The sequence below is a fragment of the Devosia salina genome (assembly GCF_019504385.1).
GTDB lineage: Bacteria > Pseudomonadota > Alphaproteobacteria > Rhizobiales > Devosiaceae > Devosia > Devosia salina.
The window spans coordinates 23,988-49,154 of record NZ_CP080590.1; the positions used below are offsets into that span (position 1 = coordinate 23,988).

Genomic DNA, 25,167 nt, shown 5'->3' on the forward strand with positions numbered 1-25,167 from the left:
CTGGTTGCGCCGATGGCAAGGCCGGTCTTTGCCGCTTCCGCGGTTGACGCTGGCCGCCATGGCATGGGAAAGCGGAGAGCACTGGCCCGCGGGCCGTCACGACCCAGCCGGACCCCGATGGCGCTGCACATTGCCCTGACCTTCGACGACAATTTCTGGGCGCCCGCCTATACGGTGATGCGCTCGATCTGCCTCTCGACACACCGGCGCGCCGATCTGGTCTTCCACCTGCTGCACATGCCGCTCAGCGCCGAACACCGCGCCGATCTTGAGAGGATCGGCGCCGAATTCGGCGCCAGCCTGCGCTTCTATCCGCTGGCCGACATGCCCGCATTCGAGACCCTGGTTGCCGGCCTCCCCCAGCATGGTCGTTGGCCCAAGGTCGTCTATGCCCGCCTGATGCTGGCCGACCTGCTGCCGCCCGACGTCCCTCGCGTCATCTATCTCGATTGCGACATGCTGGTGCGCTGGCCCATCGAACAGCTTTACGACATCGACCTCGGCGGCCAGCCCCTGGGCGCGGTGCGCGACTCCATCGCCCCCTTTATCGCCCTGCGCCGGGACATGGTGCAGAATGCGGACATTTTCGATGGTGCCGATCCCTATTTCAACTCCGGCATGCTGGTAATCGACCTGGCGCACTGGCGCGACATCGACATCGCGGCGGAGATTGCGGCCCTTGCCGCTTCGGGCGTTCTGTCGCGGCTCTATTTCGACCAGGACCTCCTGAACCTGATCTTTCGCGGCCGCTGGCAGCCCCTGCCGTGGCGCTGGAACACCATCGATGCCGACGCAGCGCATGAGGCACTCGACCCCGCGATCTTGCACTTCACCAAGACCACCAAGCCATGGGCCCTCCGCGCCGGGATTCTGCATGCAACGGCCTATGCTCGATGGTATCGCCACGTCATGACCAATGAGCTGTTCTACCGCTTCGCCCGCCATCGCTGGAAACGCTGGTGGTTGAAGAAGCTGCGGCTGGCGCGCTAGAGCGCTTTCAGCAAAAGTGAATACCACTTTTGCGGTTCGAAAGCGCGGCAAAACAAAGAGATAGAGCTCCCGTTCTGAGTCAAACAGAGCGGGAATTGCGCTAGCCGACCAGCGCCGGATCGAGCCCCTCGGCGGCGCAGAGCGACGCCAGCGCGCTCCCCGCCTCGGGCAGCGGCAGGCCGGCGCGGCCACGATCGGTGAGCTGGCTGCGCCACAGGTGCACGCCGAGCGTTTCGGGCCCGATGGCACCCTCGAGGCTGGAGCCGGCCTGCATCAGTGCCGGAATGCCTTCATAGGGCACGGGATAGAAGGTGGCGGAGGGCCGCACCAGGCCCGTCAGCCCATGCTTCGCCACATAATGGGTCAGCGCCATCGGCCCGGTGGCGCCATATTGCATATGCTCGGGCGTCACCCGCTCACCCACGAGGCGCCGGATCGCCACCTCGAAGCGCCGCAGCGGCGGCAGATGGGGTTCCAGCAATGGCCGTTCGGTCTTCTCGAAAATGGCGATGAGATCGTCGAGCAGCGGCGCGTCTGCCGGGATATGCAGCACAGCCCCATTGACCGAGCCGGGCCGTTCCCACGCGAAGAGGTAATCCGGCGGTCCCTCGATGGGCCTGACGCAATAGATGTCGAGATCGGCATAGACGCCAAGCCCGGCGCGCAGCACCGCATAGCGGAAATGGTCCGAGAACACGCCGGGCGTGCCCTTGCCCTTGTAGAACACCAGTCTTTCCTTGGGCAGCACCTCGGCGGCGTCCCGCCATTCGGCCCCATCGGGCAGGCCTTCCATGGCGTCATAGGAATAGACCAGCACGCGGTGCCCGCGCCGCACGAACGAGGTGATGCACAGCATTTCGAGCCAGCTGAGCGGACCATGCCAGAAGCTGATGATGGGGGGCAGGGTCATTGGGTCTCGCGCGCTCTGGGTGTGGCGCATCTAGCATGGCCGGGCCAAAGAGAAAACCGCCGCACCTTTTGGGGCGCGGCGGTGGAGGTCTTGCATGGGAAACGTTTCTTAGTTGGCCGGCGCACGACGCCGGTATTCGGAGGCGATGTAGATCACCGCCAGCGCAAAGACCGCACCGATCCCCACCTGCATCCAGTCGAACTTCTGCAGGAAATCGGTGATGAACAGCGTCGCATTGAACGGCTCCTGCCCTTCAAAGACGCGGTCCAGGTGATCGGTCGAAACCGGCAGTTGCGAGCGATAGTCGAGATAGGCCCAGGTGCGGGTGGCAAAGGGATGCAGACCGCCCAGGGTCACCCATTCGAGCGCCGAAACCACGGTGGGCAGCAGCAGCGCCAGCGGGATCGCCCAGCGTCCCACCACGCTGCCCATGGCGCCGACCAGCGCCATATAGGGCAGGTACCACAACAGCCCGCAAACCATCACCACCACCAGCACCAGTGCCATTTGCCCATAGACGCCGACAATGGCGCCGAACAGGCCGGCATTGCCCAGGCCGGAGAACATGGTGGTCACATAGGCCACGCCGAACATAAGAAGGATGCTGATCAGCGCCACCGCCAGAATGGCGCCGGGCAGAATGGTCAGGGCCGCGGCGAGCTTGCTCAGCAATATCCTGAAATCGCTCACCGGCATGGATTTCCAGAACAGCATCGCATTGTTGCGCTTGTCGGCGGCAAAGCCATCGGCGCAGTAGAAGAACAGCACGAAGCCCAGATAGGCGAGCCACGCCGCCGACAGGCCCGCAAAGCCGGCCTCGAAGACCCAGGTGGGCACAACGCTCAGCATCTGGCCGGAAAAGCGGGTATCGAGCCGGTCGACGCTGAAGGCCAGCAGGGTCAGGGCGAACACCACCCCCACCAGCACCAGCGGCGCGATCAGGAAGGCCCCGCGATGCTCGATGAACTCGCGATGGACAAGAGCGAAGAAGGCCTTCATCGGGCGGTCTCCGGATTGGCCGTGGGTCGCTGCATCAGCGCCACGAAGAGATCGGAAATGGTCGGGGTCGAGACCCGACCCAGCGGTTCGAGCGCGGCACGGTCGGCGCCATCGAAGATCAGCACGGTCTGCCCGAAGCGGGTTTCTTCATAGACCGGTCCCAGCGCCCGCGCCTGCTCATGCGCTGCGGGATCATCGACCACGAGCTGGCTGAACTTCTCGCTCACCGTCTCCATCTGCATGTGCAGGATCATCTCGCCATCGCGGATGAACATGATGTCGGAGAGCATGAACTCGATCTCGTCCACCTGGTGGGTGGTGATGATCAGCGTCCGCTCCTCGGTCATGTAGTCTTCCAAAAGCCGCCGGTAGAAGCGCTTGCGATAGGTGATGTCGAGCCCGAGCGTCGGTTCATCCAGCACCAGCAGCTTGGCATCGATCGCCATGACGACCGCGAGATGCAATTGCGCGATCATGCCCTTGGAGAGTGTGCGGATCTTCATCTCGGGGCGGATATCGGTGCCCTCGAGGAATTGCCGCGCCTTGTCGGGGCTGAAATTGGGATGGATATTGCTCAGCAGCGCAAACAGCTCCCGGACGCGCAGGAAGCGCGGCAGGCTGGCCACGTCGGAGATGAAGGCAACGTTCTCCATCAGCTTGGCGCGGCGGGCGAAGGGGTCTTCGCCCAGGACGCGGATGGTGCCTTCATAGCTGGTCAGGCCCAGCATGGCGTTGAGCGTGGTGGTCTTGCCTGCGCCATTATGGCCCACCAGGCCATAGATGCGCCCGGCCGGAATGTCGAAATCCAGCCCATGCAGGATCTGCTTGCGGCCGAAGGATTTCTTGAGGCCCCGGGCCGAGACGATGGGGTCGGTGATAACGGAAAGATCGGTCATTTCGCTTGCCCCTCGGGCTTGATGTCTGTGCTGATCAGGTCCTTGAGGTCCAGGTCCAGCGCCTTGATCTGGGCGGCAATGCGCGGCCAGTCTTCCTTGAGAAACTTGTCGCGTTCATGGGCCAGCAAGGCCGAGCGCGCTCCCGTTGTTACGAACATTCCCAAACCCCTGCGTTTTTCAACCACACCGATATCGACCAGCGCCTCGAAGGCCTTGGTCACCGTCAAAGGATTGACCGAAAGATCCGCGGCGATCTGCCGGACCGAGGGCAGGGCATCGCCCTCTTCGACCTGTCGCTTCAGGATCATCTCGATCAGCCTTTGCCGGATCTGGACGAAGATCGGCTGGCTGGCGTGAAAGTCATCCATGTGTTTTGCCTATCTAGTGTGCTAGTGATGTAGCACACTAAATCTGCGAGTCAACTGGTTTCGAAAATGCTGTCATTGGGCATCGACGTCCGAGCCCCTCCCCCTTGAGGGGAGGGGTTGGGGTGGGGGTTCAGGACCCGCCACGACATCGTATTCGCGTTGAGCCTCGAACCCCCACCCACAAGTGGGAGGGAGGTGACGAACTCAAGAGCTGCGGCCCTGCGCATCTCTCCCCTAGAGCGCTTTCAGCAAAAGTGGACACCACTTTTGCGGTTCGAAAGCGCGGCAAAACAAAGAGATAGAACTCCCGTTCTGAGTCATTCAGAACGGGAATTGCTCTTGATGGGGAGGGAGTGAGGGTGGGGTGACACGTGACGCTGACTGGGGAGCTGTTCGAGACGCTTAAATCCCCAGCCGGTCCTTGAGCGCATACCACCACGAGCCGAGCGTGGAATATTGCGCCCGGAACAACCGGCCGCCGGGGAAGGGGATCCAGGGCAGGCTGGCAAAGGTGTCGAAGCGGCTCATGTCGCCGCGCACCGCCTCGCCCAGAATGCGCCCGAACAGATGCGAGCCGGTCACGCCGTGGCCCGAATAGCCATGGGCGAAATAGACGTTTTTGCCCAGCCGTCCCAGTTGCGGGACGCGCGAGAAGGAAAGGGCGAAATTGCCGCTCCAGGCAAAGTCGATCTTCACGTCCCTGAGCTGCGGAAACACCTTGTCCAGGTTCGGCCTGAGCTTGGCGACCACATCGGCCGGATCGGTGCCGCCATAGACCACGCCACCGCCAAAGATCAGCCGGTGATCGGCCGAAAGGCGGAAATAGTCGAGGATGTAGCGCACATCCTCGACGCACATATCGCTGGGCAAGAGGGCCTTGGCCCGTGTCTCGCCCAGCGGTTCGGTGGCCATCATCTGGGTCGAAACCGGCATCACCCGCGCCGTCAGCTCCGGCACGACATGCCCGAGATAGGCATTGCCGCAGACCAGCGCCGTCTTTGCCTTCACCCGGCCCCCTGCCGTGTGGACAATTGCGCCACTGGCATCCTGTTCAACCCGGGTCACCGGCGAATGCTCGTAGATCACCCCGCCCAGGCTTTCGAGCGCCGCCGCCTCGCCCAGCGCCAGGTTGAGCGGGTGCATGTGCCCGCCCGAGTGGTCGATCATCCCGCCCGCATAGACGTCCGAACCGATATGCTCGCGGACCTGGCTGCGGTCGAGCAATTCGTGATCGTTCATCCCGTGCCGGGACCACAACGCCTTCTTGGCCTCCAGCTCTGCCATGTGCTTGTGGGTGTAGGCTGCGTAGATATTGCCGCGCTTGAGGTCACATTCGATGCCATAGCGCGCCACCCGGTCATAGATGATGCCGGCGCCCTCCTGCAGCAGTCCGCCGACGAAATTGGCCGTCTGCTGCCCATAGCGCCTTTCGATTGTCCCCAGGCTGGCATTGAGCCCGTTGACCACCTGCCCGCCATTGCGGCCCGAGGCGCCCCAGCCCACTTCCGCGCCTTCGACCACGACCACCTTGAACCCGTTCTCGGCCAGGCTGATGGCGGCAGACAGGCCCGAATAGCCGGCCCCGACCACGCAGATATCGGCCGCGACCTCGCCCGCCAGCGTCCTGGGCGTGCGGATGATGTTGCGCGAGGCGGCATAATAGCTGGGCGGATAGGGCGAACTGGCGCTGGGCGTTTCGGCCATCACACCACCTCCAGATAGGCCGAGAATTCGAGATCGGTCACCTGCGAGGCAAAGCCCGCGATCTCCTGGCGCTTGCAGGCAACGAACATCGACTGCAGCGAATTGTCGAAAATGCGCGGCACCATGTCGCCATCCTCGAAGGCGTTGACCGCCGAGGCCCAGTCCGCCGGCAGTTTGGGCAGGCGTTCCGAATAGGCCCGGCCCTTGAAGGGCTTGGGCGGCTTGATCTGGTCCTCAATGCCCACCAGCGCGGCGCCCAGAATGCCGGCCAGCACCAGATAGGGATTGGCATCGGCCCCGGCCACGCGATGCTCGATGCGCCGCGCCTTGGGATTGCCGCCGGGAATGCGCACCGCCGTGGTGCGGTTTTCATAGCCCCAGGACACGGCGCTGGGGGCATGGGTATCGGGCCGCAGCCGCCGGTAGGAATTGAAATGCGGCGCGAACAGCAGCGTGGTCTCGGCCATGCCCGCCAGCAGCCCGCCCACGGCGTGATGCATCACTTCCGAACCGCTCTCCGTGCCATCATCGAACACATTGTTGCCCGCCAGGTCATTGAGGCTGAAATGCACGTGAAAGCCGTTGCCGGAGCGGGCGCCATAGGGCTTGGCCATGAAGGTGGCGACGAGATTGTGCTTGCGCGCCACGCCCTTGACGATGCGCTTGAACAGCACCGCATCGTCCGCGGCCTTGAGCCCATTGGTGTGCAGCAGGTTGATCTCGAACTGCCCGATGCCGTTTTCCGCCACCGCCGTGTCGGCCGGCACATTCTGCTGCTGGCATTGGAGATAGACGTCGCGGAAGAATTCGCCGAAATCCTCCAGCTCGTCGAGCGACAGGATCGCGTCCGAATCCAGCCGCTTGCCGGTATAGGGCGAGATCGGCGGCTGCGCCGAATCGGGGTCGGGATCGACCAGGTAGAATTCGAGCTCGGTGGCCACCACCGGTTCGAGCCCCAGCTCGGCATAGCGCCGCAGCACATGCGCCAGCGCCTGGCGCGGATCGCCCAGAAACGGCGTCTGTGCATCCTGGAACAGCCAGAGCGGGATCATGGCGCTGGGGCGCGTGGTCCAGTTGATGGGCAGCGCGCCGCGACCGGTGGGGCTGCAGATGCCATCCGTATCGCCGCTGGCGAACACCATGTGGTTGCCCACGATATCCTCGCCCCACACATCCACGCCCACGATGGAAAGCGGCATGCGGATGCCGTTCTCCGCCACCCGCTGGGCCTGATCGATGGGGATGCGCTTGCCCCGCAAAATGCCATTGAGGTCGCACACCGCGGTGTGCAACACCTCGATCTGCGGATTATCCGCAAGCCAGGAGACAATGTCCTCGTTTGCGATCGTTTCGGAACTCATGCCTGTGCGACGCCTTTTTTGTGTGACATGACTTCAGCCTAGCAGGACCCGGCAGCGAACGGAAAGCGGGAGCGAAAACAATGCGTGAGCGAACCTCGCAGCCTTCCGGGCACCGGCCGGTGATCGGGGTCATCGCCTGTGGCCGCGAGGTCGAGGGCGAGCCGGCCCAGGCCGTCAAGCACCGCTATCTCGAAGCGGTCGAGCGCCATGCCGGCGCCATCCCGCTGATCGTGCCCTCCAACCAGACCACCTCCCACGCCGCCGATATCGTCGCCCGGCTCGATGCGCTCATGCTCACTGGCAGCAATTCCAACATCGCGCCCCGCCACTACGGCGCCACCCATCCGGGTGAGGCGCCCACGGACGATGGCCGCGACGATATGAGCCAGGCGCTCATCCACGCCGCCATCACCGCCGGCAAGCCTGTCTTTGGCATCTGTCGCGGCCTTCAGGAGATCAACGTCGCTTTGGGCGGCACCTTGCGCGACCTGCGGACGTCCGGTTCAGGAGGCGTTCATCACGCGCCTCCAGGAGTAGCCCTGGAGGACATGTTCGCCTTCGCTCACCCGGTCCGCGTCGTCGCCGGCAGCATGCTGCAGCGCTTCACGGAGCGCGAAAACCTCGAGGTGAACAGCGTTCACTTCCAGGCCATTGACCGCCTCGCCAAGGGTTTGACGGTCAATGCCACCAGCGCTGACGGCATCATCGAGGCCGTTTCGGCCACCCATACACCCGCCCCGGTCTTTGCCGTGCAATGGCACCCCGAATGGCGCCCCGAGGGACGCCCGCACGACCTGGCCTTCTGGCATTATCTGGGCGAAGCTGCCCGCGCCCACTATCTGCCCGCCCCCGGATCGGAGCTGACCGCATGACCGGTTTTGAAACCCGCCTCTTCATCGATGGCGACTTCGTCGCTGGCCAGGGTGCCGTCGAAACCGCCTGGGAGCCGGCCCTCGGCAAGCCGCTGGCAGAAGTGGCCTCGGCCAGCGCGGGCCAGGTCGATCAGGCGGTCGAGGCCGCCCACCGCGCCTATAAGGACTGGTCGAAACGCACCCCGCGCGAGCGCAGCGCCGCGCTCCTGGCCATCGCCGGGGCCATCGAGGCGCGCACCGATACGCTCGCCGCCATCGAATCGCGCAATGCCGGCAAGCCCTTGCGCTTCGTCAGGGCGGGCGAACTCGCCAATGTCGCCGATGTGTTTCGCTATTTCGGCACCGCGGTGCGCAACATGCCGGCACCGGCGGCCGGAGACTATCGAGCCCAAGGCCGCACGAGCCTGGTGCGCCGCGATCCCATCGGCGTCATCGCCCAGATCGCCCCTTGGAACTATCCCCTGCTCATGGCCGCCTGGAAGATCGCGCCCGCCATTGCGGCCGGCAATGCCGTGGTCATCAAGCCCTCCGAACTGACGCCGCTCAGCCTTCTCGCCCTGGCGCAAATCTTTGCCGAAATCCTTCCTCCCGGCGTCGTCAATGTCGTCACCGGCAATGGCCCCGATGTCGGTCAGGCGCTGATCAGCCATGACCTCGTTCGCATGATCTCGCTGACCGGCGACGTGCGCACCGGCCGCGCCGTGTTGCAGGCTGCCGCCGGCCCGATGATCAAGCGCACCCATCTCGAACTGGGCGGCAAGGCCCCCGTTATCGTCTGCGCCGATGCCGATCTCGACAAGCTAGTGGAGACGCTGCGCGAGGCCAGTTTCTACAATGCCGGGCAGGACTGCACCGCCGCCTGCCGCATCCTTGCACATCGCGACGTGGTCCAGCCGCTCACCGACAGGCTGGAAACCATGGTCGGCTCGCTGGTCTATGGCCGTCCTGAGCGCGACGATGTCGAGTTCGGCCCCGTCATCAGCGCCCGCCAGCAGGAGCGGGTGGCCGGCTTCGTCGACCGCGCCCGGGCCGCGGGCTGCGACGTCATGCAGGGCACCGCTCCCGAAGCCGAAGGGTTTTTCCACGCCCCCACCCTGGTTGCCGCCCCCATCGAGGCCGAAATCGTGCAAAAGGAAGTGTTCGGCCCGGTGCTCAGCATCACCGCCTTCGATGACAACAGCCAAGCCCTCGACTGGGCCAATGCCTCCGAATATGGCCTCGGCTCATCAGTGTGGTCGCGCAATACCGAAACCGCCATGGCCATCGCCAATGCCCTCGAATATGGCGTCACCTGGATCAATACCCATGGCGTCATGGCCACCGAAATGCCCCATGGCGGCATGAAGAATTCCGGCTATGGCTCGGACCTCTCCATGCAATCGCTCATCGACTACACCCAGATCCGCCATCTCATGCTGGGGTAGGGGGAGGGACGGGCAATGGCCGCCCTTCCTTGCTTTCGCCCATCATCGCAAGCGCCAGTACGGCCATCCAGAGCGACGGCGCATAGACGCTCACGCGCTCGACAAGACCCATCCAGGGCGTCGGCAGACCTTGCGCAATTGCCGGCACCTGTGTGCCCACAATGCCGCCACAGACCAGCATCGCCACGAGCACCACACCGGAAAACCAGCGGAACCGGCCAGCATATATCCAGGCGCCACTGGTCATGAAGCCGACCATGAGCACGACCGCCACGATGGTAAAACCGATATGCAGCGTATCGGTGGCGGTGAACGCCACCCCGCGCATATGCATCGGTGCCACCCAGCCCCAGAGAAACGAGTTGAGGGCAAAAAGAGCCAATAGGATCGCTATTGCCATGACGCCGCGTCGCCCCGCACTCGCCCGCCAGACGCCATAGGCGAATGCGAAGGTCAGCGCGGCGTGCGGGAAGCCCAGCGTCATCCAGAAGGCGCGTGACGGCGCGCCGATGGCAGACAACTCGCTCACCTGCTGCGAGGTGATGTCATATCCCGGATAGAGCCAGAACGAAGCGATCCAGTCCATTGCGAGAAAAAGCGCAGCGCCGACAATGCCGCAGGCCAGCAACCAGCGTGTCACGGACATGAGCGCCTCCATCGAACTGGCAACAATGCTAGGCGTCGGCGCAACTGGCTCGTTGACGAAGATCAATTGCGCACTGTTTTGGTCGAAAGCTGTCAGTCCGGCGCGAGGCCATGCGGCCGCCGGACCGGATCTTGTTCGCGGTCATTCGACTGGACAAAGATCCAGCACCAGCACCTACCCGCTGGAACTGCACTTGGCCAAGGCGGCTTGGCGGCGGCCTCGGCCACCCGGAACGGCCAAATTCGATAGCCGAGCTGTCCGGGCGACAGGGGCTGCCGTCCAGGGTCCGTCGTCCGACCCGACAGCTGACGGCCAACTCGGCGTGCGTCCAGGCTTCGATCGACTCCAAGATCACTTGCACAGCGACCACTTCACTGCTAATACGTATCAGCACTAATACGCATTAGCACCGAGGAAAGAAGCCATGGCGCCCACGAAGCGGTTGACCCAGAAGGACATTGCGCAGCTAGCGGGCGTCAGCCAGGCAACCGTGTCGCTCGTGCTCAATGGTACGCCGACCAGCCGCAACCGGATTCCCGAGGAAACCCGGGAGCGGGTTGAGAAGGTCATCCGCGATACCGGATATGTGGCCGATCCGGTTGCCCGTCGGATGGTCAAGGGCCTCAACAGGATCCTGGGCGTCTTCACCTACGAACCTGCCTTCCCCTCCGGCCAGGCCGACTTCTTCACCCCCTTCCTCTTCGGCATCGAAGAGGCAGCGCAGAACCTGGGCTATGACCTGCTGCTGCTCACCGGCGCCGGGCGCGACCGGAAGATTTTCGGCGAGAATGCGCGTCTGCGTCTCGCCGATGGTTGCGTGATCCTCGGGCGCCGATTTGACAATACCGAGCTGGCGCGCCTGGTGGCCGGCGACTTCCCCTTCGTGGCCGTGGGGCGCCGCGACGATGCTGGCGGTCCGGTGCCCTATGTGGGCGGCGATTATGCGCCGGCCACCTCGGCCCTGGTCGAGCGCGCCAAGGCGCTGGGCCATCAGCGCATTGCCTATGTCGGTCTCCGCGAGGGCGCGGAATCGACAGTTGACCGCTGGTATGGGTTTTCCAGGGCCGTGGGTGAAGCCGAGCTGGTCACCAGCATCTTTTCAGTCGGCCGTCCGGCCGGTGAAGTGCTCGACCTGCTGCTGGCGGCCGACGCAACCTGCGTCTTCTTCACCGAACTTGCCGATGCCGTCCGCGTCGAGCAGGAGGCGCGAGCCCGCGGGCTTTCCGTTCCCAGCGACCTGTCGATCGTCGTGCTGGGAAATCACATTCGTGCGGAAGAGCCCGGGCGGCGCTTCACCTCCTTCGTCATTCCACGCGAGGCCATGGCCCGCGCTGCAACAGAAATGCTCGTGCGCCGCGTCGAGGACAACGCGCCCGTCGAGCAATTGCTGCTGCCCTGTGAACCGGTCGAGGGCGACACCCTCGGCTCTCCCCCGACCAAGACCAAGAAGACCAGATGACAAAAGAATTCTCCGCAGACCTGCTCGTTGTTGGCGGTGGCCTGGGCGGCGTTGCCGCAGCCCTGGCTGCGCTGCGCTCGGGCCGCACCGTGATTCTCACTGAGGAATTCGACTGGCTCGGCGGCCAACTCACCAGCCAGGCGGTGCCCCCCGATGAACATTCCTGGGTGGAGCAGTTCGGCGTCACCCGCTCCTATCGCCAGTTGCGCAACGGCATCCGGCAATTCTATCGCGACCACTATCCGCTGACCGCAGCCAGCCGCGCCTGGGGCGATCTCAATCCTGGCGCCGGTCATGTCAGCCGGCTATGCGCGGAACCGCGTGTGGGCGTGGCCGTCCTCGATGCCATGCTCATGCCTTTTATCGGCGGCGGCCAGCTACGGATCATGAAGCCCTATCGTCCCATCGCCGCCGAGGTGGAGGGCGACATGGTGCGCGCCATAACCCTTGTTCATCGGGACAATGGCGATCAGATTGTCATTTCGGCGCCCTATGTGGTGGACGCCACGGAACTGGGTGACCTGCTGCCCTTGACCGGCACGGAATATGCCAAGGGCTTCGAGGCCCAGTCGGACACCGGCGAACCCAGCGCGCCGGCCGAGGCCCAGCCCGACAATGTGCAGGCGGTCTCGGTGTGTTTCGCGATCGATCATGTCGATGGCAATCATGTCATCGACAAGCCGGCCAATTACGATTTCTGGCGCCAATACCAGCCCGACTTCTGGGGCGGTCCGCTGCTCGGCTTCAAGGCGCCGCATCCGCGTACGCTCGAGATCACCGAGCGCAGCTTCACGCCCAATCCGGACGATGACCCGCTGCTGGTCGATGCCGACCAGCGCCGCAATGCCGGCGACAGCAATCTCTGGACCTTCCGCCGCATCGCCGCGCGCCGCAATTTCGTGCCGGGCGCTTATGGCTCGGACATCTGCCTCGTGAACTGGCCGATGATCGACTACATGCTCGGCTCGATCATCGACGTGAGCGAAGCGGAAAAGGCCGCCCATCTCAAATCGGCCGCCGACCTTTCCTATTCGGTGTTCTACTGGCTGCAGACCGAGGCCCCGCGCCTTGATGGCGGCCAGGGCTTCCCCGGCCTCAGGCTGCGCGGTGACATCACGGGCACCGAACACGGCCTGGCCATGGCCCCCTATATCCGCGAGAGCCGCCGCATCCTGCCGGTCACCCGCATCGTGGAGCAGGACGTGTCCATGACTGTGCATGGCAATGCCCTTTCCAGGCAATATCGCGACAGCGTCGGCGTCGGCATGTACCGGATCGACCTGCATCCCTCCACCGGCGGCGACAACTATGTCGATGTCGAATCCGCCCCCTTCGAAATTCCGCTCGGCGCCCTATTGCCGCAGCGGGTGAAGAACCTGCTGCCAGGCGGCAAGAACCTGGGCACCACCCACATCACCAATGGCTGCTATCGCCTGCATCCGGTGGAGTGGAATGTGGGCGAAGCGGCAGGCCTCTTGGCTGCTCACTGTCTCAATAACGGGCTGTCGCCGCACCAGGTGCAGGCAGATGACAACCTGCTCACCCAATTCCAGGCCCGTCTCCACGCGGAAGGGATCGAGATCCGCTGGCCCGACGTGCGTGGCTACTAAGCAATTCAAACAGGAGGAAACAGAATGAACAGAACGCTCAAGACCTCGGCCGCATGCCTTGGCATCGTGCTCGGGCTTGCCGCCACCGGCACGGCCTGGGCCCAGGACGCCGTCAATCTGCGCATGACCATCTGGAGCGCCAACGAGGCGCATCTGGCCATGTTCAACGAGATTGCCGAAGGCTTCAAGGCGACCCATCCCAATGTGACGGTGACTTTCGACTCTCTGCCTTTCGACAGCTACACCACCACCGTCACCACCCAGATCGCCGGTGGCAACCCGCCCGACCTGGCCTGGATTCTCGAAACCACGGCCGCCGATTTCGTCAATTCCGGCGCCCTGGCGCCGCTGAACGACGCTTTCGCCGCCATCGAAGGCTATGACCTGTGGGATCTGTCGATCCCGGCGACGGAATTGTGGACCCGGGATGGCCAGCTCTACGCCTATCCCTTCTCCACCTCGCCTTTCGCGATGTTCGTCAACAACGACCTGATCACCGCGGCAGGCGCCAAGACGCCTGCTGAGCTGATCGCGGCCGGCGAATGGACCTGGGACAATGCCTTTGCCACCGCCAAGGCAGTTGCCGATGCCGGCGCGGCCGATGGTCTTGTGGTGCGCGACTTCAACTTCCAGAACTGGCAGAACCTGGCCTCGATCTGGCGCGGCTGGGGCGCCGATCCCTGGAGTGCCGATGGCAAGACCTGCGCCTTCGCCGACCAGCCCATGGTCGACGCCATGACCGCGATCCACAATGCCATGTTTGCCGAGGGCGGCATGCCGGGTCCGGGTGAGAATGTGGACTTCTTCGCCGGTGATGCGGCCATGACCATCACCCAGATTTCGCGCGCCTCGCTCCTGCCCAAGGAGGACCCGTTCGCCTGGGACCTGGTGCCGCTGCCGGCCGGACCGGCCGGTGAATACTATGTGATCGGCCAGGCCGGCGTCGGCGTCTTCGGCAAGAGTGCCAATAAGGATGTTGCCGTGGAATTCCTCGGCTACATGACCAATCCGGAAAACAGCCAGAAGCTGGCTCAGTTCTTCCCGCCGGCCCGTGAAAGCCTGCTCAATGCCGAAACGCTGGGATCGACCAATCCCCTGCTCTCGGCCGAGCAGATCCAGACCGTGGTGATCGATGGCATTTCGCGCGGCGTCGTGCTGCCGGGCCACACCAACTTCGCCCAGATCCAGCAGACCATCCGCTCGGGTCTGGACGCCCTCTGGGTGCCGGATGCCGACGTGGCCGCCGTGCTCGGAAACGTGTGTTCCAGCGTCAGCCCGCTATTGGCACGGTAACGCAACAACCCGGTCGCGCCCGGATAAGCACTGGATGCGACCGACAACCCTGTGCGGCCCTCGGGCCAGACCCGAGGGCTGCTCGCCCAGTCCGTCTCCTCGGCCCAAGACCAGTGTGACCAAGGAAAGATCACCATGAGTGCCCCGGCCTCATCCAAATCGAAGCCCCCCTTCTGGACCATCGCCCGGCGCGATGCCGCCGCTGGCTACGTGTTCATCGCGCCGCAATTGCTCGGCATCGTCACCTTCGTGCTCGTGCCGCTGGGGCTGGTCTTCTGGTATTCGCTGCACGAATGGAACGTGCTGGCATCGAGTTTCAATTTTGTCGGCGCGGCCAATTACCAGATGCTGCTGGCCGATCCGAACCTGCCTGCAGTGCTGACCGCATCGGCCATTTTCTCGGCCGGGCTCGTGGTGCTCAACATGTCGCTGGCCCTGCTGCTGGCCGTGCTGCTCGACCAGAAGCTCAAGGGCATGGTCGTGTTCCGCACCCTGTTCTTCTCGCCGGTGGTCGTGTCGCTCGTTGCCTGGACCATCGTCTGGAGCTTCCTGCTGCAGGCCAATGGCGGCATCAATGGCATGCTGGCCGTGGTGGGCATCGAGGGGCCGAACTGGCTGCGCACGCCGACCACCGCGATGATCTCGGTCGTCGTCGTGCAGGTGTTCAAGAATGTGGGTCTCAACATGGTGCTGTTCCTGGCGGCCCTGCAGGGCGTCCCCAAGGAACTCTATGAGGCCGCCCGCGTCGACGGGGCCGGGCGCTTCAAGCAGTTCCGCCGCATCACCCTGCCGATGATCTCGCCCACCATCCTGTTGACGTCGATCATAACCATAGTCGGGTCGCTGCAGGTCTTCGCACAGATCGCCGTGCTGACCCAGGGCGGGCCGGGCATGACCACGACCGTGCTGGTCTATTACCTCTACCAGCAGGCCTTCCAGTTCCACTTCTTCGGCTATGGTTCGACCCTGTCGATCCTGCTCTTTGTCATCGTCGCGGTGCTCACTTTCGCCCAGTGGCAGTTGCGCAAGCGGATCGTCTTCTATGAAAACTGATCTCAGCCCTCGCATGAAGGTCGGCCTCTACGGGCTGATGTGCGTGCTGCTCATCCCCTTCGTCTTTCCCACCTGGTGGATGATCACCTCGTCGGTGAAGCCGATCAGCGACATCTTCGCCTTCCCGCCCGATCTCTGGCCGCGCCGGTTCGATTGGTCGACCTATGCCCAGGTGTTCGAGTTGCAGCCCTTCGCCCGGCAATACTGGAATTCGGCCTATATCGCGGCGATCGTCACCGTGGTCACCATGATCATCTCATCCATGGCCGGTTACGCCTTCGCGCGCATCAGGTTCCCGTTCAGCAATGCCCTCTTCATGGTGGTGCTGCTCGGCCTGCTCATCCCGTCCGAGGTGACCATTGTCCCGCTGTTCCAGATCTTCCTGTCCTGGGGCATGATCAACACCCATTGGCCGCTGATCCTGGTGCCGATCTTCGGCGCACCGTCGGTCTTTGCCACCTTCGTCATGCGCCAGTTCTTCATTTCGCTTCCCAACGAGTTGGAAGAGGCCGCCCGCGTCGACGGGCTGGGGCGGTTCAAAATCTTCTGGACCATCGCCCTGCCACTGGCAAAGCCCGCGCTGGGTGCAGTAGCGATCTTCACCTTCCTCCACTCATGGAACCTCTATCTCGAACCCATCGTGTTTCTCTCCTCGACGCAGATGTTCACCTTGCCCCAGGCTCTGACCCAGTTCACCGACGCCTATGGCGGGGCCATGTGGAACATCCAGCTTGCCGCTGCGACCATGACGGCCATCCCGGTGCTCCTGGTCTTTGTCGTGGCGCAGAAGCAGTTCGTCGAAGGGCTTGCCCATACCGGGCTGAAAGGCTGATCCCATGGCTCCCGTTACGCTCAAATCCGTCACCAAGAGCTATGGCGCGACCCCCGTGCTGCATGGCATCGACATTGACATCACCGACGGCGAGTTCGTCGTGCTTGTCGGGCCTTCAGGCTGTGGCAAGTCCACATTGCTGCGGATGATCGCCGGGCTGGAGACCATTTCCGGCGGCGCCATCGAGATCGCCGGCCGCGTGGTCAACGACCTCGAGCCCAAGGATCGGGACATCGCCATGGTGTTCCAGAACTATGCGCTCTACCCGCATATGACCGTGGCCACCAATATGGGCTTTTCCCTGGAGCATCGCGGCGCCAGCAAGGCGGAAATTGCCGAACGGGTGCAATGGGCAGCGGGAATTCTGGGGCTCACTCCTCTCCTCGACCGCTATCCGCGCCAGCTCTCCGGCGGGCAACGCCAGCGCGTTGCCATGGGCCGTGCCATCGTGCGCAATCCGCAGGTGTTCCTGTTCGACGAACCGCTTTCCAATCTGGACGCGAAGCTGCGCGTCGTCATGCGCGGCGAAATCAAGACCCTGCACCAGCGCCTGGGCGTGACCACGGTCTACGTCACCCACGACCAGGTGGAAGCCATGACCATGGCCGACCGGATCGTTGTCATGAATGGCGGCAAGGTGGAACAGATCGGCGCCCCGCTCGAGCTCTATGACCGGCCGGCCAACCTTTTCGTGGCCGGCTTTATTGGCTCGCCGGCCATGAATTTCATCGAAGGCACCATCACCGGAGACGGGTTCGCCGCAGGCGACGTCATCCTCCCGCTGGCGGACAAGCACAAGATTGGCACCAAGGTCATCTATGGCATCCGTCCCGAACATCTCGCGCTGAGCGAAGAAGGCCTGCCGGCAATTGTCAACCTGATCGAGCCCATGGGTTCGGAAACGCAGGTCACCATGACGCTGGGCGGCCACACCATTATTGGCGTGTTCCGGGAGCGCGTCGCGGCGCGGCCGGGCGACACGATCCATCTCCTGCCCGCCCCCGACGCCATCCACCTCTTCCATGCTGAAACCGGCGCCCGGATAAACTGATGTACCCCGAGACCAAGCTCTACACGGCCCTGACCACGGGCGCGTTTCCAATTATCGTGTCGCTGGCGCGGCATGATCTCGACCTGGCAAAGGCGGCACTCGATGGCGGCGCCTATGCGCTCAAGACCCATCTGAATGCCTATCACCGGGCCACCGGCACGACCTTTGGCAGCTTTGCCGAGGAGCGCCCGTTTTTCGAGGCACTGTCCCGATTGGGGTGTCCGCTCCTGGTCATGGCAGGCCAGGTAACCGTACCCAGCGCGGGGGAAATGGACGCGCTGGCCGATCTCGGATTCGAGGGCTTCAATGTCTATGTCGACCACATGCAGCCGCATCTGCTGACATCGCGGCTGCGCCCGATGCCTGCCCTGTCCGCGACCAGCACACCGGACGACATCAAGCAGATCGCCGCACTGCCCGGCTGCGTCGTTGAAGCCTCCATCATGCCGTTCGAGCGTTATCGGACCGCGATGACCGAGGCGGACCTTGAACGCTACGCGGCCGTGGTCGACGCTGTTGACGTGCCGGTTATTGTTCCCAGCCAGCTCGCGCTGACACCACAGGACGCCATGCGCCTACGCGAAGCCGGGATTGCCGCGCCATTATTGGGAGCGATTGTTACCGGTGACACGCCCCAGTCCATGCTCCAATCGGTACGGCAGTTTGCCGGTTGAAGATGTTCCCGTTCAACGGCACCAAGGCGCAAACCTCCACTTGCTGTCTGCAGGCTCGCATCTTTCGCAGGCAGCGATTGGCGGCTCGCTGACCGCGGCTTTGGGGGTCGCCGATCTCTCGGGCAGGATCACCGAACTCGCCCCGGCCAGTGCAGGACATGCCGTTGTTCTTCACCCGCCGAGCATGGGCGGCGCCAATTGCGCGAGATCATCCAGCACCGCGCTGACGCGGGCGATCTTGCGGACGCCGGGGCGGAACGCCAGATAGACTGGTACGTCGGGAGAGGCGTGATCCTTAAGGCCCCGCGTCAGGCGTCCTGCCGCCAGGTCGTCCTCCACCATGAAATGGGGCAGGAACGATATGCCGGCGCCTTCGAGTACGAGATCGCGCAAAATGGCGAAGCTGCGGACCGCAAGACGCCCTTTGACGGGGACCTCTTCGACCCTCCCGTCCGGACCTTTGACCGACCAGGTCGCCGATGGGTGATCGGCCCGGAATGTCAGGCATTCAAGGCGCTGCAGGTCCGAGGCCCGTTCGAGCCTGATGGCGCCGAGATAGCCGGGGCTGGCGACCAGCCAGCGCTGGAAGGCGCCGATTTTGTGGGCAACAAGGCGATCGTCCTGAAAGGTGCCGACGCGAATGGCAAGGTCGATACCCGGGTCCTGCATGTCCTCGAAGGCATAGGCGGGCCGCATCACCAATGAAATGCCTGGATGCCGCGACAGGATCTGCGGAAAGAGATGTCTGGCGACCAGCCCGCCGACTTCCGGCGTCGCCGCGATGGTGACTTGGCCTGAAACCTGCGCGGATTCTTCGCGCGCGAAGTCATCGAGCAGGTCGATCTCGGCCAGGATCGAACCGACGCGCTGGGCCAGCCGTTCACCCGCCGGGGTGACGCGGACGCCACGCCCACCCTGTTCGAGCAGCTTGACGCCCAGCCGCTGCTCCAGGAGCGCCACGTGCCGGCTGACCCCCGACTTGGCCACGCCGAGATGCTCCGCGGCGGCCGCAATTCCGCCTGTGCGAAAGACGGCATGGAAGCTCGCAAGCGCCAGAAAACTTATCGTTCCACTATTTTGAACCATCGATTCAAATCACGATCACTGTTCCAGTTCGTTGTTGCGACCTAACTCTTGCCCATCGGCGCCGTCAATGGCGCGAGACGGAGAGAGCGGGGCCGGGCATACGCTGAGCGTCAGGACGCGGGCCGAAGCCGCAGACTGACCCCAAGGGCGCCGGTCATCCGGCGCCCTCAATAGAGATCGTGGAGCAATGACATGAAATACGCAGTTCTTGGGACCGGCATGGTCGGTCATACCCTCGCGAGCAAACTGGTCGAATTGGGCCATTCCGTAGGCATGGGGGCACGGGAGCCCGGCAATGAGAAAGCCGCGGCCTGGGCAAAAGGGCAGGGCGAGCGCGCCGCCAGCGGCGCCTATGCCGATATCGCCCAATGGGCCGACAGGGTCATCGTGGCGACAGCGGGCGGTGCTGTCGTGTCAGTGGCGGAGGCCATTGGCGATGTGTCCGTTGCCGGAAAGCTCGTGATTGACGTTACCAATCCGCTCGACTTTTCTCGCGGCATGCCACCCAGCCTGATCCCGGAATTGTCCAACACGACGTCGGCGGCCGAAGCGTTGCAGGCCAGTCTACCCTCGGCACGCGTGGTCAAGACGCTCAATACCATGAACCATCTACTCATGGTCGATCCGTCCCGGGTGCCCGGACCGCATGATGTGTTCCTGTGTGGTGACCAGGCGGGTGCCAAGGCGGAAGTGCGCGAGATGCTGGCCGAGTTTGGCTGGACCGAACCGGTTGATCTGGGTGGCCTTGCGGCAGCGCGTGGACTCGAAGGGCTCATGCCTTTCTGGTTGAGCATGTGGGGTGCGCTCGGGTCGCCCGACTTCAACTACCACATCGCCAGGGCTCACTGACGCAACGGCCCGAAGGCCGTTCGCTCGGCGCGGTGGTTCGGTCCACCGCGTCCGTGGCCTCCTTCCACGAGGACCCTTCCTTGCGGGCATGCCGAGGCGGATGCGGACTACGTCTGGCTTCTGTGGAACCGGCAAGGTTGCCAATTCCCAGCTGCGCCAAAAATGTCAGCAAAATCAATGGTGAATGGCGGAGAGAAAGGGATTCGAACCCTTGAGACGGTTCCCCGCCTACACACTTTCCAGGCGTGCGCCTTCGACCACTCGGCCACCTCTCCGCATCGCTTCCTGCCCGGTCTGGAAAGGCCGGGATCGCGGTCCCCGAGGGGGCCGCTGCGAGCGAGGCGCAATATACTCATCAAAGGCGCGGGTGCAAGGGATCACTTGGCTCCCATACCGAATGTTTTTCGGCCACCCCGCCAGGGGGCCGCGCGCCACCTTGTGGGGGCGCCTGCGGCATGGCACAAGACAATTGTGCCCGGCATGGAACGAACCAGGGCCGGTTCGACTTGATGATCCGGGCACAGGGAATGTGGATGCGGCTGATTTTGCGAGTATTGGGCACCTGGCTGATTGGCCTGGCGCTGATTTTTCTTGTGGTGGATGGCACCAAGTCACTGGCGGCCAACACTCTGGTCTTTACCAGCCTCGGACAGGCCTGGACGCAATTGCACCCGCCCAGTCTCGAAGCGGTCTCGACCTTCTTCGAAAGCCGTTTTTTTGCTGACCTGCTCGGCGCCGCCATGCAGGCGCTCCTCACCTATCCGGTTTTTGCGGTGCTGGGCGTGCCCGGTATCGTGCTGGCGCTGATGGGCCGCCGGCCGCGCCGAGAACGCTTCCTGCGCCAGGAACAGATCTGAGCCGTTCGCAGATCGACCGGATGTGAAGCCCATGCTTCTGGCGTGCCCCGCCCGCAATGCCTATCTTGCGCGTAACCCTTTGCGGACGCCGCGCGAATGAAGGGCTGAAAGGAGACCAAAATGTTCTTCCGTCAGAAGCCGACCACCATCCCCAGCGCCGCCGAGGCCCTGCCGGGCCGCGACGTGGCCATGCCCGTCGCCCCCGACCACTTCGTCAATGGCGCCGCCCTCAAGGGACCCTATCCCGAGGGCAGCCAGACCATCTATTTCGGGCTGGGCTGTTTCTGGGGCGCCGAGCGCCTGTTCTGGCAATTGCCCGGCGTTATCGTCACCGCCGTGGGCTATCAGGGCGGGCACACGCCCAATCCCAGCTATGAAGAGGTCTGTTCGGGCCGCACCGGCCATACCGAGGCGGTCAAGGTCGTCTATGACCCGCAAAAGATCAGTCTCGAAAGCCTGCTCCGCACTTTCTGGGAGGAGCACGACCCCACCCAGGGCATGCGCCAGGGCAATGATGTGGGCACCCAATATCGCTCTGCCATCTACACCACCACGCCCGAACAGGCCGAAACTGTTGCAGCCAGCCGGGCCGCCTATCAGCGTGCGCTCGATGCGCGGGGGCTGGGGCCAATCACCACCGAGATCGCGCCTGCCGGCCCGTTCTATTTTGCCGAGACCTATCACCAGCAATATCTGGCCAAGAACCCCAATGGCTATTGTGGCCTGGCCGGTACCGGGGTCAGTTGCCCCATCGGCACCGGGGTCGCGGCCGAATAGGCGCCGCTTCCCTCAGGGCAGCTTCACCGCATAGACCTTGAGCGGACCGGAAAGCGACACATCCTCAAGCCAGTCCGGCGGCGTGCCGGCGGCGAGCAGGCTGAGAATTGTGTCGGGCTCCTTCAGCCCCGGTCCGCGCATTTCGGGCATTTCCGGGCAGGTCACCACCAGGCCCAGCCCGCGTGCTTCGGCAATGGCGCGGGCGTCCGCCACCGGGCGGTTGAAGAAGCGGAAGGCGTCGAGAACGCCATCCTCATTGCGGTGGTAGGGCGCTGCGACCACCGCATGCGGCGTTTCGAGCAGCAAATGCGAGCCAAGGTCGATCGGTGCCATCACCCGCTCGGGCGACAGGCCGGCGAGGTCGGCAAAGCTGTCGGGAGCGAGGCAGGGCAGCTTGCTCGCCCGCGCCTCGCTCACCTGTTGCGCCCGCCCATCGGGCAGCACATTGAGGGTGAGGTTAACGAGGACGCTGAGGATCACCCCCGAAAACACCAGCCATGCCCCGATCAGCCCCAGCGCCGGCATCAGCGTCTTGCGCTCAAGATAGGCCTCGCGCGCCACCACGATCAGCCAGGAGGCGGCGGGAATGGTGGGCAAGATGGCCAGCCTTGCCCCCCGCACCTGCGCCAGCATAACCAGCGTCGCGCAGCCCAGGAAGACGAGCAGTGTCAGCCAGCTCATGCGCCGCTCACGGTCGCGCAGGAGGGCCAGCCCGGCGGCCAGGAGACCCAGGAACACCGGTGCGCCCACGACGATCGAATAGACCGGCAGTTCCACTAGCGACACATGCCAGGGCTTGGCCTCGACAATGGCGGCGATCCAGTTCTCCTGCAGCCAGGGGTCGAGACTGCCATAGGGGCCGGCCAGGCATTGCGGATAGACCAGCGCCACCACCGCTGCGGCAAGGGCCCCCAGCACGCCCAGCAGCGCCAGGCGCAGCACCGCCCGCCTTGGCGCCGGCAGCAGCGAGACGGCAAGATAGGCAAGGCCCACCAGCAGCCCTGCCAGCACATAGACCGGCGAAATCATGTCGCAGGCCGCTTCCAGCCAGCGTGTCGGCGGCCGCGCCAGCGCCAGGTGCACCACGAGACCTCCGGCCAGGCCCAGTCCGAAGCGCCGCAGGATGGTTGCGCGCGCCGGGTCGATCACATAGCCGATGCCGAAGGCTAATATGGCCGCCACCACAAGAGGCGCCGCCTCTAGGGCCACGGCCAGTGCCGATGCCGCGAACAGCCCCGCCAGCCACGCCGCCCCGGGGCGCCGCAATGCGGTAAGGCTGGTCAGCAGGCAGGCCAGGGTCAGGAGAATGATGACATTGTGGTGGTCCACCCGCCCCGGCGTGAACTCGGCAAGGATGGCCGGGCTCAGAATGGGCAGCACCAGGGCCGGCAGCAATCCCGCGCGCCCGACCAGTTCGAAGGTCACGCGAACGCTCAGCCAGAGCAGCACGCCCAACAGCAGCAATGGCCAGATGGTGCCGGTGAGCATCAGCGCGCTGGCGGGATCGGTGACGCGGTCGAAGAGGAACAGCAGGCCCGCCAGCGGCAGGTCGATCAGCCGCGACCAGTGGATTTCCGCGCCAAAGGGGGCGTTGAGCCGGTGCTGCACCAGATCGTACCAGCCCTGTCCGTTGAGGAAGTCGCGCACCACCACCATGCGCATGGCGTCGTCGGTGTCCAGGAACAGGGGGGCACCGGCGCTGGCAAAGTGGCTGCGCCACACCAGCGTCGCGGCGGCGAGAAGCCACACGGCGACCAGCCAGAGCCAGTCCTTGCGGAGGAGCGAATGGGCAGGCAAGTCGGACACGGTCGGCGCAATCCTCGGGATAGGGCAGCCAAGACCATGACTGCGGCGGGGTTAAGGACGGGTGCAGAACAGATGAGGCAAAACCCATGCCCAGGGCGTATGCTGACCCATCCGCAATGGAGGGTGACATGACCCCGCTCTCACTTGGCCCCCTGGGCCAGATTGCCCGCAGCGTGCGCGATATCGACGCTGCGATGGCCTGGTATCGCGACGTGCTCGGCCTGCCCCTGCTCTACAGTTTCGAGGGCATGGCTTTCTTCGACCTCGGCGGCACGCGGCTCTATCTGCAGCAGGACCCCGCTGCGGGCGCCGAATCCATCCTCTATTTCAAGGTCGACGACATCGACACTGTCCACGCTGCGCTCACGCAAAGGGGTGTGGCCTTCACCCAGGGGCCGCGCTGCATTCACCGCCATTCCGACGGCACCGAGGAATGGCTCGCCTTCTTCGAGGACCTGGAAGGGCGCCCGCTGGCCCTGATTGCCCAGAAGCGGTCCTGAGGCAAAAACAGCGTCCGCTAACCTGTTGCCAACCTTTGCTGGATGAAGATGGCCGCGGACGCAGGACCACTTCAGTGGACAGACAGATACTCAACTCGTGGACTTTGCCGGATGCCGATCCGGTCAAGGCACTGGCGCCAATCCGGCGGCTGGTGTTGGGCGCTTTTGCCGGTGCCCTGCTGGCCGGACTGGTCCTGATCTACTCCACCTTGCATGTGATGTGGACGACCGATGAACGGTCCATGCAGGATGAGCGCATCCGAGCCGCCGCCATCGCCGACATCCTGGCCGACGTGCCGGACGAGGACGTTCAGGAGACGCTGGATCGGTTGGGCATGGTGGCGGGGCTGCGCGAGCTCAGGCTGGCCAGGTCAGCAACCGAGCAGTCATATCAGCAATCCATTCCGCTCCTGGCCGGGTCCCTGGGCGGTCAGTTCCTCACCTGGGAGGCAGACCGGCCGGGCTATGATCTCTTCACCAGCTTCGCCCCGCTGCGCGTACCCCTCATGCTGGTGCTGATCGGCAGCGTTCTGGGCTGTCTGCTGATCATGCAGCGCCGGGTGCGGGATATCGAGGCGCAGCGCATCGCGGCACAGCGCCAGGCCAGGCGCGATCACCTGACCGGCCTGCCCAACCGGCTAGCGCTGGAAGGTGAGCTGGCGCGGCTGGCGGGCGACAGCCAGCCTTTTTCGCTTCTGGCCCTCGATCTCGATCGATTCAAGCCGATCAACGACCTGTTTGGTCACCACGCGGGTGATCTGGCGCTGATCGAAGTGGCTCGGCGCCTGGCCACGCAATTGTTGCCGGGCGAGTTTCTGGCGCGGATCGGCGGCGACGAATTCGTCGCCATTGTCCAGCGCGGCGGCGAGCGTGAGGTGCTGGCCGAGCTGGCGCGCGACTGCATCTGGGCCGTCAGCCAGCCCTTTCACGCGCTGGGGCAGAACATCTCCGTCGGTGTCAGTCTCGGGATTGTCGAAGAAGGGCTCGACCACCCGGCCAATGCGCTGCTCAAGCAGGCCGACCGGGCCCTCTACGAGGCCAAGCGCCTCGAAGGCGGCGGCTTCTGCTTCACTGGCGAGACCATTGCACGGGCTGCGCGCGAGCGCAGTGAGGAGCCACGGGTTCCCGCCCGTCTAGCCGTCGGCTGACC

At 64.2% G+C, this 25,167-nt stretch carries 24 protein-coding genes and 1 tRNA gene; 15 read left to right on the forward strand and 10 right to left on the reverse strand.

Features of this window, described 5'->3' with window-relative positions:
- The first annotated feature begins 117 nt into the window (after positions 1-117).
- A complete protein-coding gene (locus K1X15_RS00120; protein ID WP_220305516.1) occupies positions 118-990 on the forward strand; it encodes a glycosyltransferase family 8 protein in 873 nt (290 codons plus the stop codon).
- A gap of 100 nt (positions 991-1,090) precedes the next feature.
- Here the strand turns inward: K1X15_RS00120 and K1X15_RS00125 are convergent, their stop codons facing one another.
- The 6 genes from K1X15_RS00125 to K1X15_RS00150 form a co-directional block, all read right to left on the reverse strand.
- On the reverse strand, positions 1,091-1,900 hold the full coding sequence (locus K1X15_RS00125; protein ID WP_220305517.1) for a glycosyltransferase family 32 protein: 810 nt from the start codon (positions 1,898-1,900) through the stop codon (positions 1,091-1,093).
- 108 nt (positions 1,901-2,008) lie between these two features.
- Positions 2,009-2,899, reverse strand: coding sequence for a hypothetical protein (locus K1X15_RS00130; protein ID WP_220305518.1), 891 nt, complete (start codon positions 2,897-2,899; stop codon positions 2,009-2,011).
- Positions 2,896-3,795, reverse strand: a complete 900-nt coding sequence (locus tag K1X15_RS00135) for an ABC transporter ATP-binding protein (protein ID WP_220305519.1) — start codon at positions 3,793-3,795, stop codon at positions 2,896-2,898. The genes K1X15_RS00130 and K1X15_RS00135 overlap by 4 nt, the downstream gene beginning before the upstream one ends.
- Positions 3,792-4,163, reverse strand: a complete 372-nt coding sequence (locus K1X15_RS00140) for a GntR family transcriptional regulator (RefSeq protein WP_220305520.1) — start codon at positions 4,161-4,163, stop codon at positions 3,792-3,794. Before K1X15_RS00140 ends, K1X15_RS00135 begins: the two co-directional genes overlap by 4 nt.
- Before the next feature lie 402 nt (positions 4,164-4,565).
- The gene (locus K1X15_RS00145) at positions 4,566-5,867 is read right to left on the reverse strand and encodes an NAD(P)/FAD-dependent oxidoreductase (protein ID WP_220305521.1); all 1,302 of its coding nucleotides are present in this window, start codon (positions 5,865-5,867) and stop codon (positions 4,566-4,568) included.
- Positions 5,867-7,228 (reverse strand): glutamine synthetase family protein, encoded by a 1,362-nt coding sequence (locus tag K1X15_RS00150; protein ID WP_220305522.1) that lies wholly within the window; start codon positions 7,226-7,228, stop codon positions 5,867-5,869. The genes K1X15_RS00145 and K1X15_RS00150 overlap by 1 nt, the downstream gene beginning before the upstream one ends.
- An 80-nt stretch (positions 7,229-7,308) precedes the next feature.
- Between K1X15_RS00150 and K1X15_RS00155 the strand changes: the two genes are divergently transcribed.
- Together K1X15_RS00155 and K1X15_RS00160 are read left to right on the forward strand one after the other, a co-directional pair.
- The gene (locus K1X15_RS00155) at positions 7,309-8,100 is read left to right on the forward strand and encodes a gamma-glutamyl-gamma-aminobutyrate hydrolase family protein (RefSeq protein WP_220305523.1); all 792 of its coding nucleotides are present in this window, start codon (positions 7,309-7,311) and stop codon (positions 8,098-8,100) included.
- Complete coding sequence (locus K1X15_RS00160) at positions 8,097-9,524, forward strand: aminobutyraldehyde dehydrogenase (RefSeq protein ID WP_220305524.1); 1,428 nt, start codon at positions 8,097-8,099, stop codon at positions 9,522-9,524. The genes K1X15_RS00155 and K1X15_RS00160 overlap by 4 nt, the downstream gene beginning before the upstream one ends.
- Here the strand turns inward: K1X15_RS00160 and K1X15_RS00165 are convergent.
- Positions 9,511-10,170, reverse strand: a complete 660-nt coding sequence (locus K1X15_RS00165; RefSeq protein ID WP_220305525.1) for a DUF998 domain-containing protein — start codon at positions 10,168-10,170, stop codon at positions 9,511-9,513. The genes K1X15_RS00160 and K1X15_RS00165 overlap by 14 nt on opposite strands.
- Before the next feature lie 424 nt (positions 10,171-10,594).
- Here K1X15_RS00165 and K1X15_RS00170 point away from each other — a divergent pair, with 424 nt between their 5' ends.
- The 7 genes from K1X15_RS00170 to K1X15_RS00200 all read left to right on the forward strand — a co-directional run bounded on the left by K1X15_RS00170 (position 10,595) and on the right by K1X15_RS00200 (position 18,142).
- On the forward strand, positions 10,595-11,629 hold the full coding sequence (locus K1X15_RS00170) for a LacI family DNA-binding transcriptional regulator (RefSeq protein WP_220305526.1): 1,035 nt from the start codon (positions 10,595-10,597) through the stop codon (positions 11,627-11,629).
- Positions 11,626-13,239 carry an FAD-dependent oxidoreductase gene (locus tag K1X15_RS00175; RefSeq protein ID WP_220305527.1) on the forward strand — a complete coding sequence of 538 codons (1,614 nt, stop codon included), beginning with the start codon at positions 11,626-11,628 and terminating at the stop codon, positions 13,237-13,239. The genes K1X15_RS00170 and K1X15_RS00175 overlap by 4 nt, the downstream gene beginning before the upstream one ends.
- A 24-nt stretch (positions 13,240-13,263) precedes the next feature.
- Entirely contained in the window at positions 13,264-14,532 is a 1,269-nt protein-coding gene (locus tag K1X15_RS00180) for an ABC transporter substrate-binding protein (RefSeq protein WP_220305528.1), read from the forward strand.
- Between the two features lie 135 nt (positions 14,533-14,667).
- A complete protein-coding gene (locus tag K1X15_RS00185) occupies positions 14,668-15,585 on the forward strand; it encodes a carbohydrate ABC transporter permease (protein ID WP_220305529.1) in 918 nt (305 codons plus the stop codon).
- Complete coding sequence (locus K1X15_RS00190) at positions 15,575-16,417, forward strand: carbohydrate ABC transporter permease (RefSeq protein WP_220305530.1); 843 nt, start codon at positions 15,575-15,577, stop codon at positions 16,415-16,417. Before K1X15_RS00185 ends, K1X15_RS00190 begins: the two co-directional genes overlap by 11 nt.
- A 4-nt stretch (positions 16,418-16,421) precedes the next feature.
- Entirely contained in the window at positions 16,422-17,468 is a 1,047-nt protein-coding gene (locus K1X15_RS00195; RefSeq protein ID WP_220305531.1) for an ABC transporter ATP-binding protein, read from the forward strand.
- On the forward strand, positions 17,468-18,142 hold the full coding sequence (locus K1X15_RS00200) for a hypothetical protein (protein ID WP_220305532.1): 675 nt from the start codon (positions 17,468-17,470) through the stop codon (positions 18,140-18,142). Before K1X15_RS00195 ends, K1X15_RS00200 begins: the two co-directional genes overlap by 1 nt.
- Before the next feature lie 171 nt (positions 18,143-18,313).
- Here K1X15_RS00200 and K1X15_RS00205 read toward each other — a convergent pair whose 3' ends face one another.
- A complete protein-coding gene (locus tag K1X15_RS00205; protein ID WP_220305533.1) occupies positions 18,314-19,228 on the reverse strand; it encodes a LysR family transcriptional regulator in 915 nt (304 codons plus the stop codon).
- Between the two features lie 192 nt (positions 19,229-19,420).
- Here K1X15_RS00205 and K1X15_RS00210 point away from each other — a divergent pair, with 192 nt between their 5' ends.
- A complete protein-coding gene (locus K1X15_RS00210; protein ID WP_220305534.1) occupies positions 19,421-20,077 on the forward strand; it encodes an NADPH-dependent F420 reductase in 657 nt (218 codons plus the stop codon).
- Positions 20,078-20,262: 185 nt separating this feature from the next.
- Here K1X15_RS00210 and K1X15_RS00215 read toward each other — a convergent pair.
- Positions 20,263-20,352 (reverse strand) — tRNA-Ser (locus K1X15_RS00215).
- A 258-nt stretch (positions 20,353-20,610) separates the two neighbouring features.
- Here K1X15_RS00215 and K1X15_RS00220 point away from each other — a divergent pair.
- Positions 20,611-20,934, forward strand: coding sequence for a hypothetical protein (locus K1X15_RS00220; protein WP_220305535.1), 324 nt, complete (start codon positions 20,611-20,613; stop codon positions 20,932-20,934).
- A 120-nt stretch (positions 20,935-21,054) separates the two neighbouring features.
- Positions 21,055-21,711 carry a peptide-methionine (S)-S-oxide reductase MsrA gene (gene msrA, locus K1X15_RS00225; RefSeq protein ID WP_220305536.1) on the forward strand — a complete coding sequence of 219 codons (657 nt, stop codon included), beginning with the start codon at positions 21,055-21,057 and terminating at the stop codon, positions 21,709-21,711.
- 12 nt (positions 21,712-21,723) lie between these two features.
- On the opposite strand, the gene K1X15_RS00230 is transcribed toward msrA, so the two are convergent.
- The gene (locus K1X15_RS00230) at positions 21,724-23,517 is read right to left on the reverse strand and encodes a hypothetical protein (protein ID WP_220305537.1); all 1,794 of its coding nucleotides are present in this window, start codon (positions 23,515-23,517) and stop codon (positions 21,724-21,726) included.
- A 128-nt stretch (positions 23,518-23,645) separates the two neighbouring features.
- On the opposite strand from K1X15_RS00230, the gene K1X15_RS00235 reads away from it, so the two are divergent.
- Both K1X15_RS00235 and K1X15_RS00240 read left to right on the forward strand, forming a co-directional pair.
- Entirely contained in the window at positions 23,646-24,017 is a 372-nt protein-coding gene (locus tag K1X15_RS00235; protein WP_220305538.1) for a VOC family protein, read from the forward strand.
- Between the two features lie 74 nt (positions 24,018-24,091).
- Entirely contained in the window at positions 24,092-25,165 is a 1,074-nt protein-coding gene (locus K1X15_RS00240; RefSeq protein WP_220305539.1) for a GGDEF domain-containing protein, read from the forward strand.
- Positions 25,166-25,167: the final 2 nt, after the last annotated feature.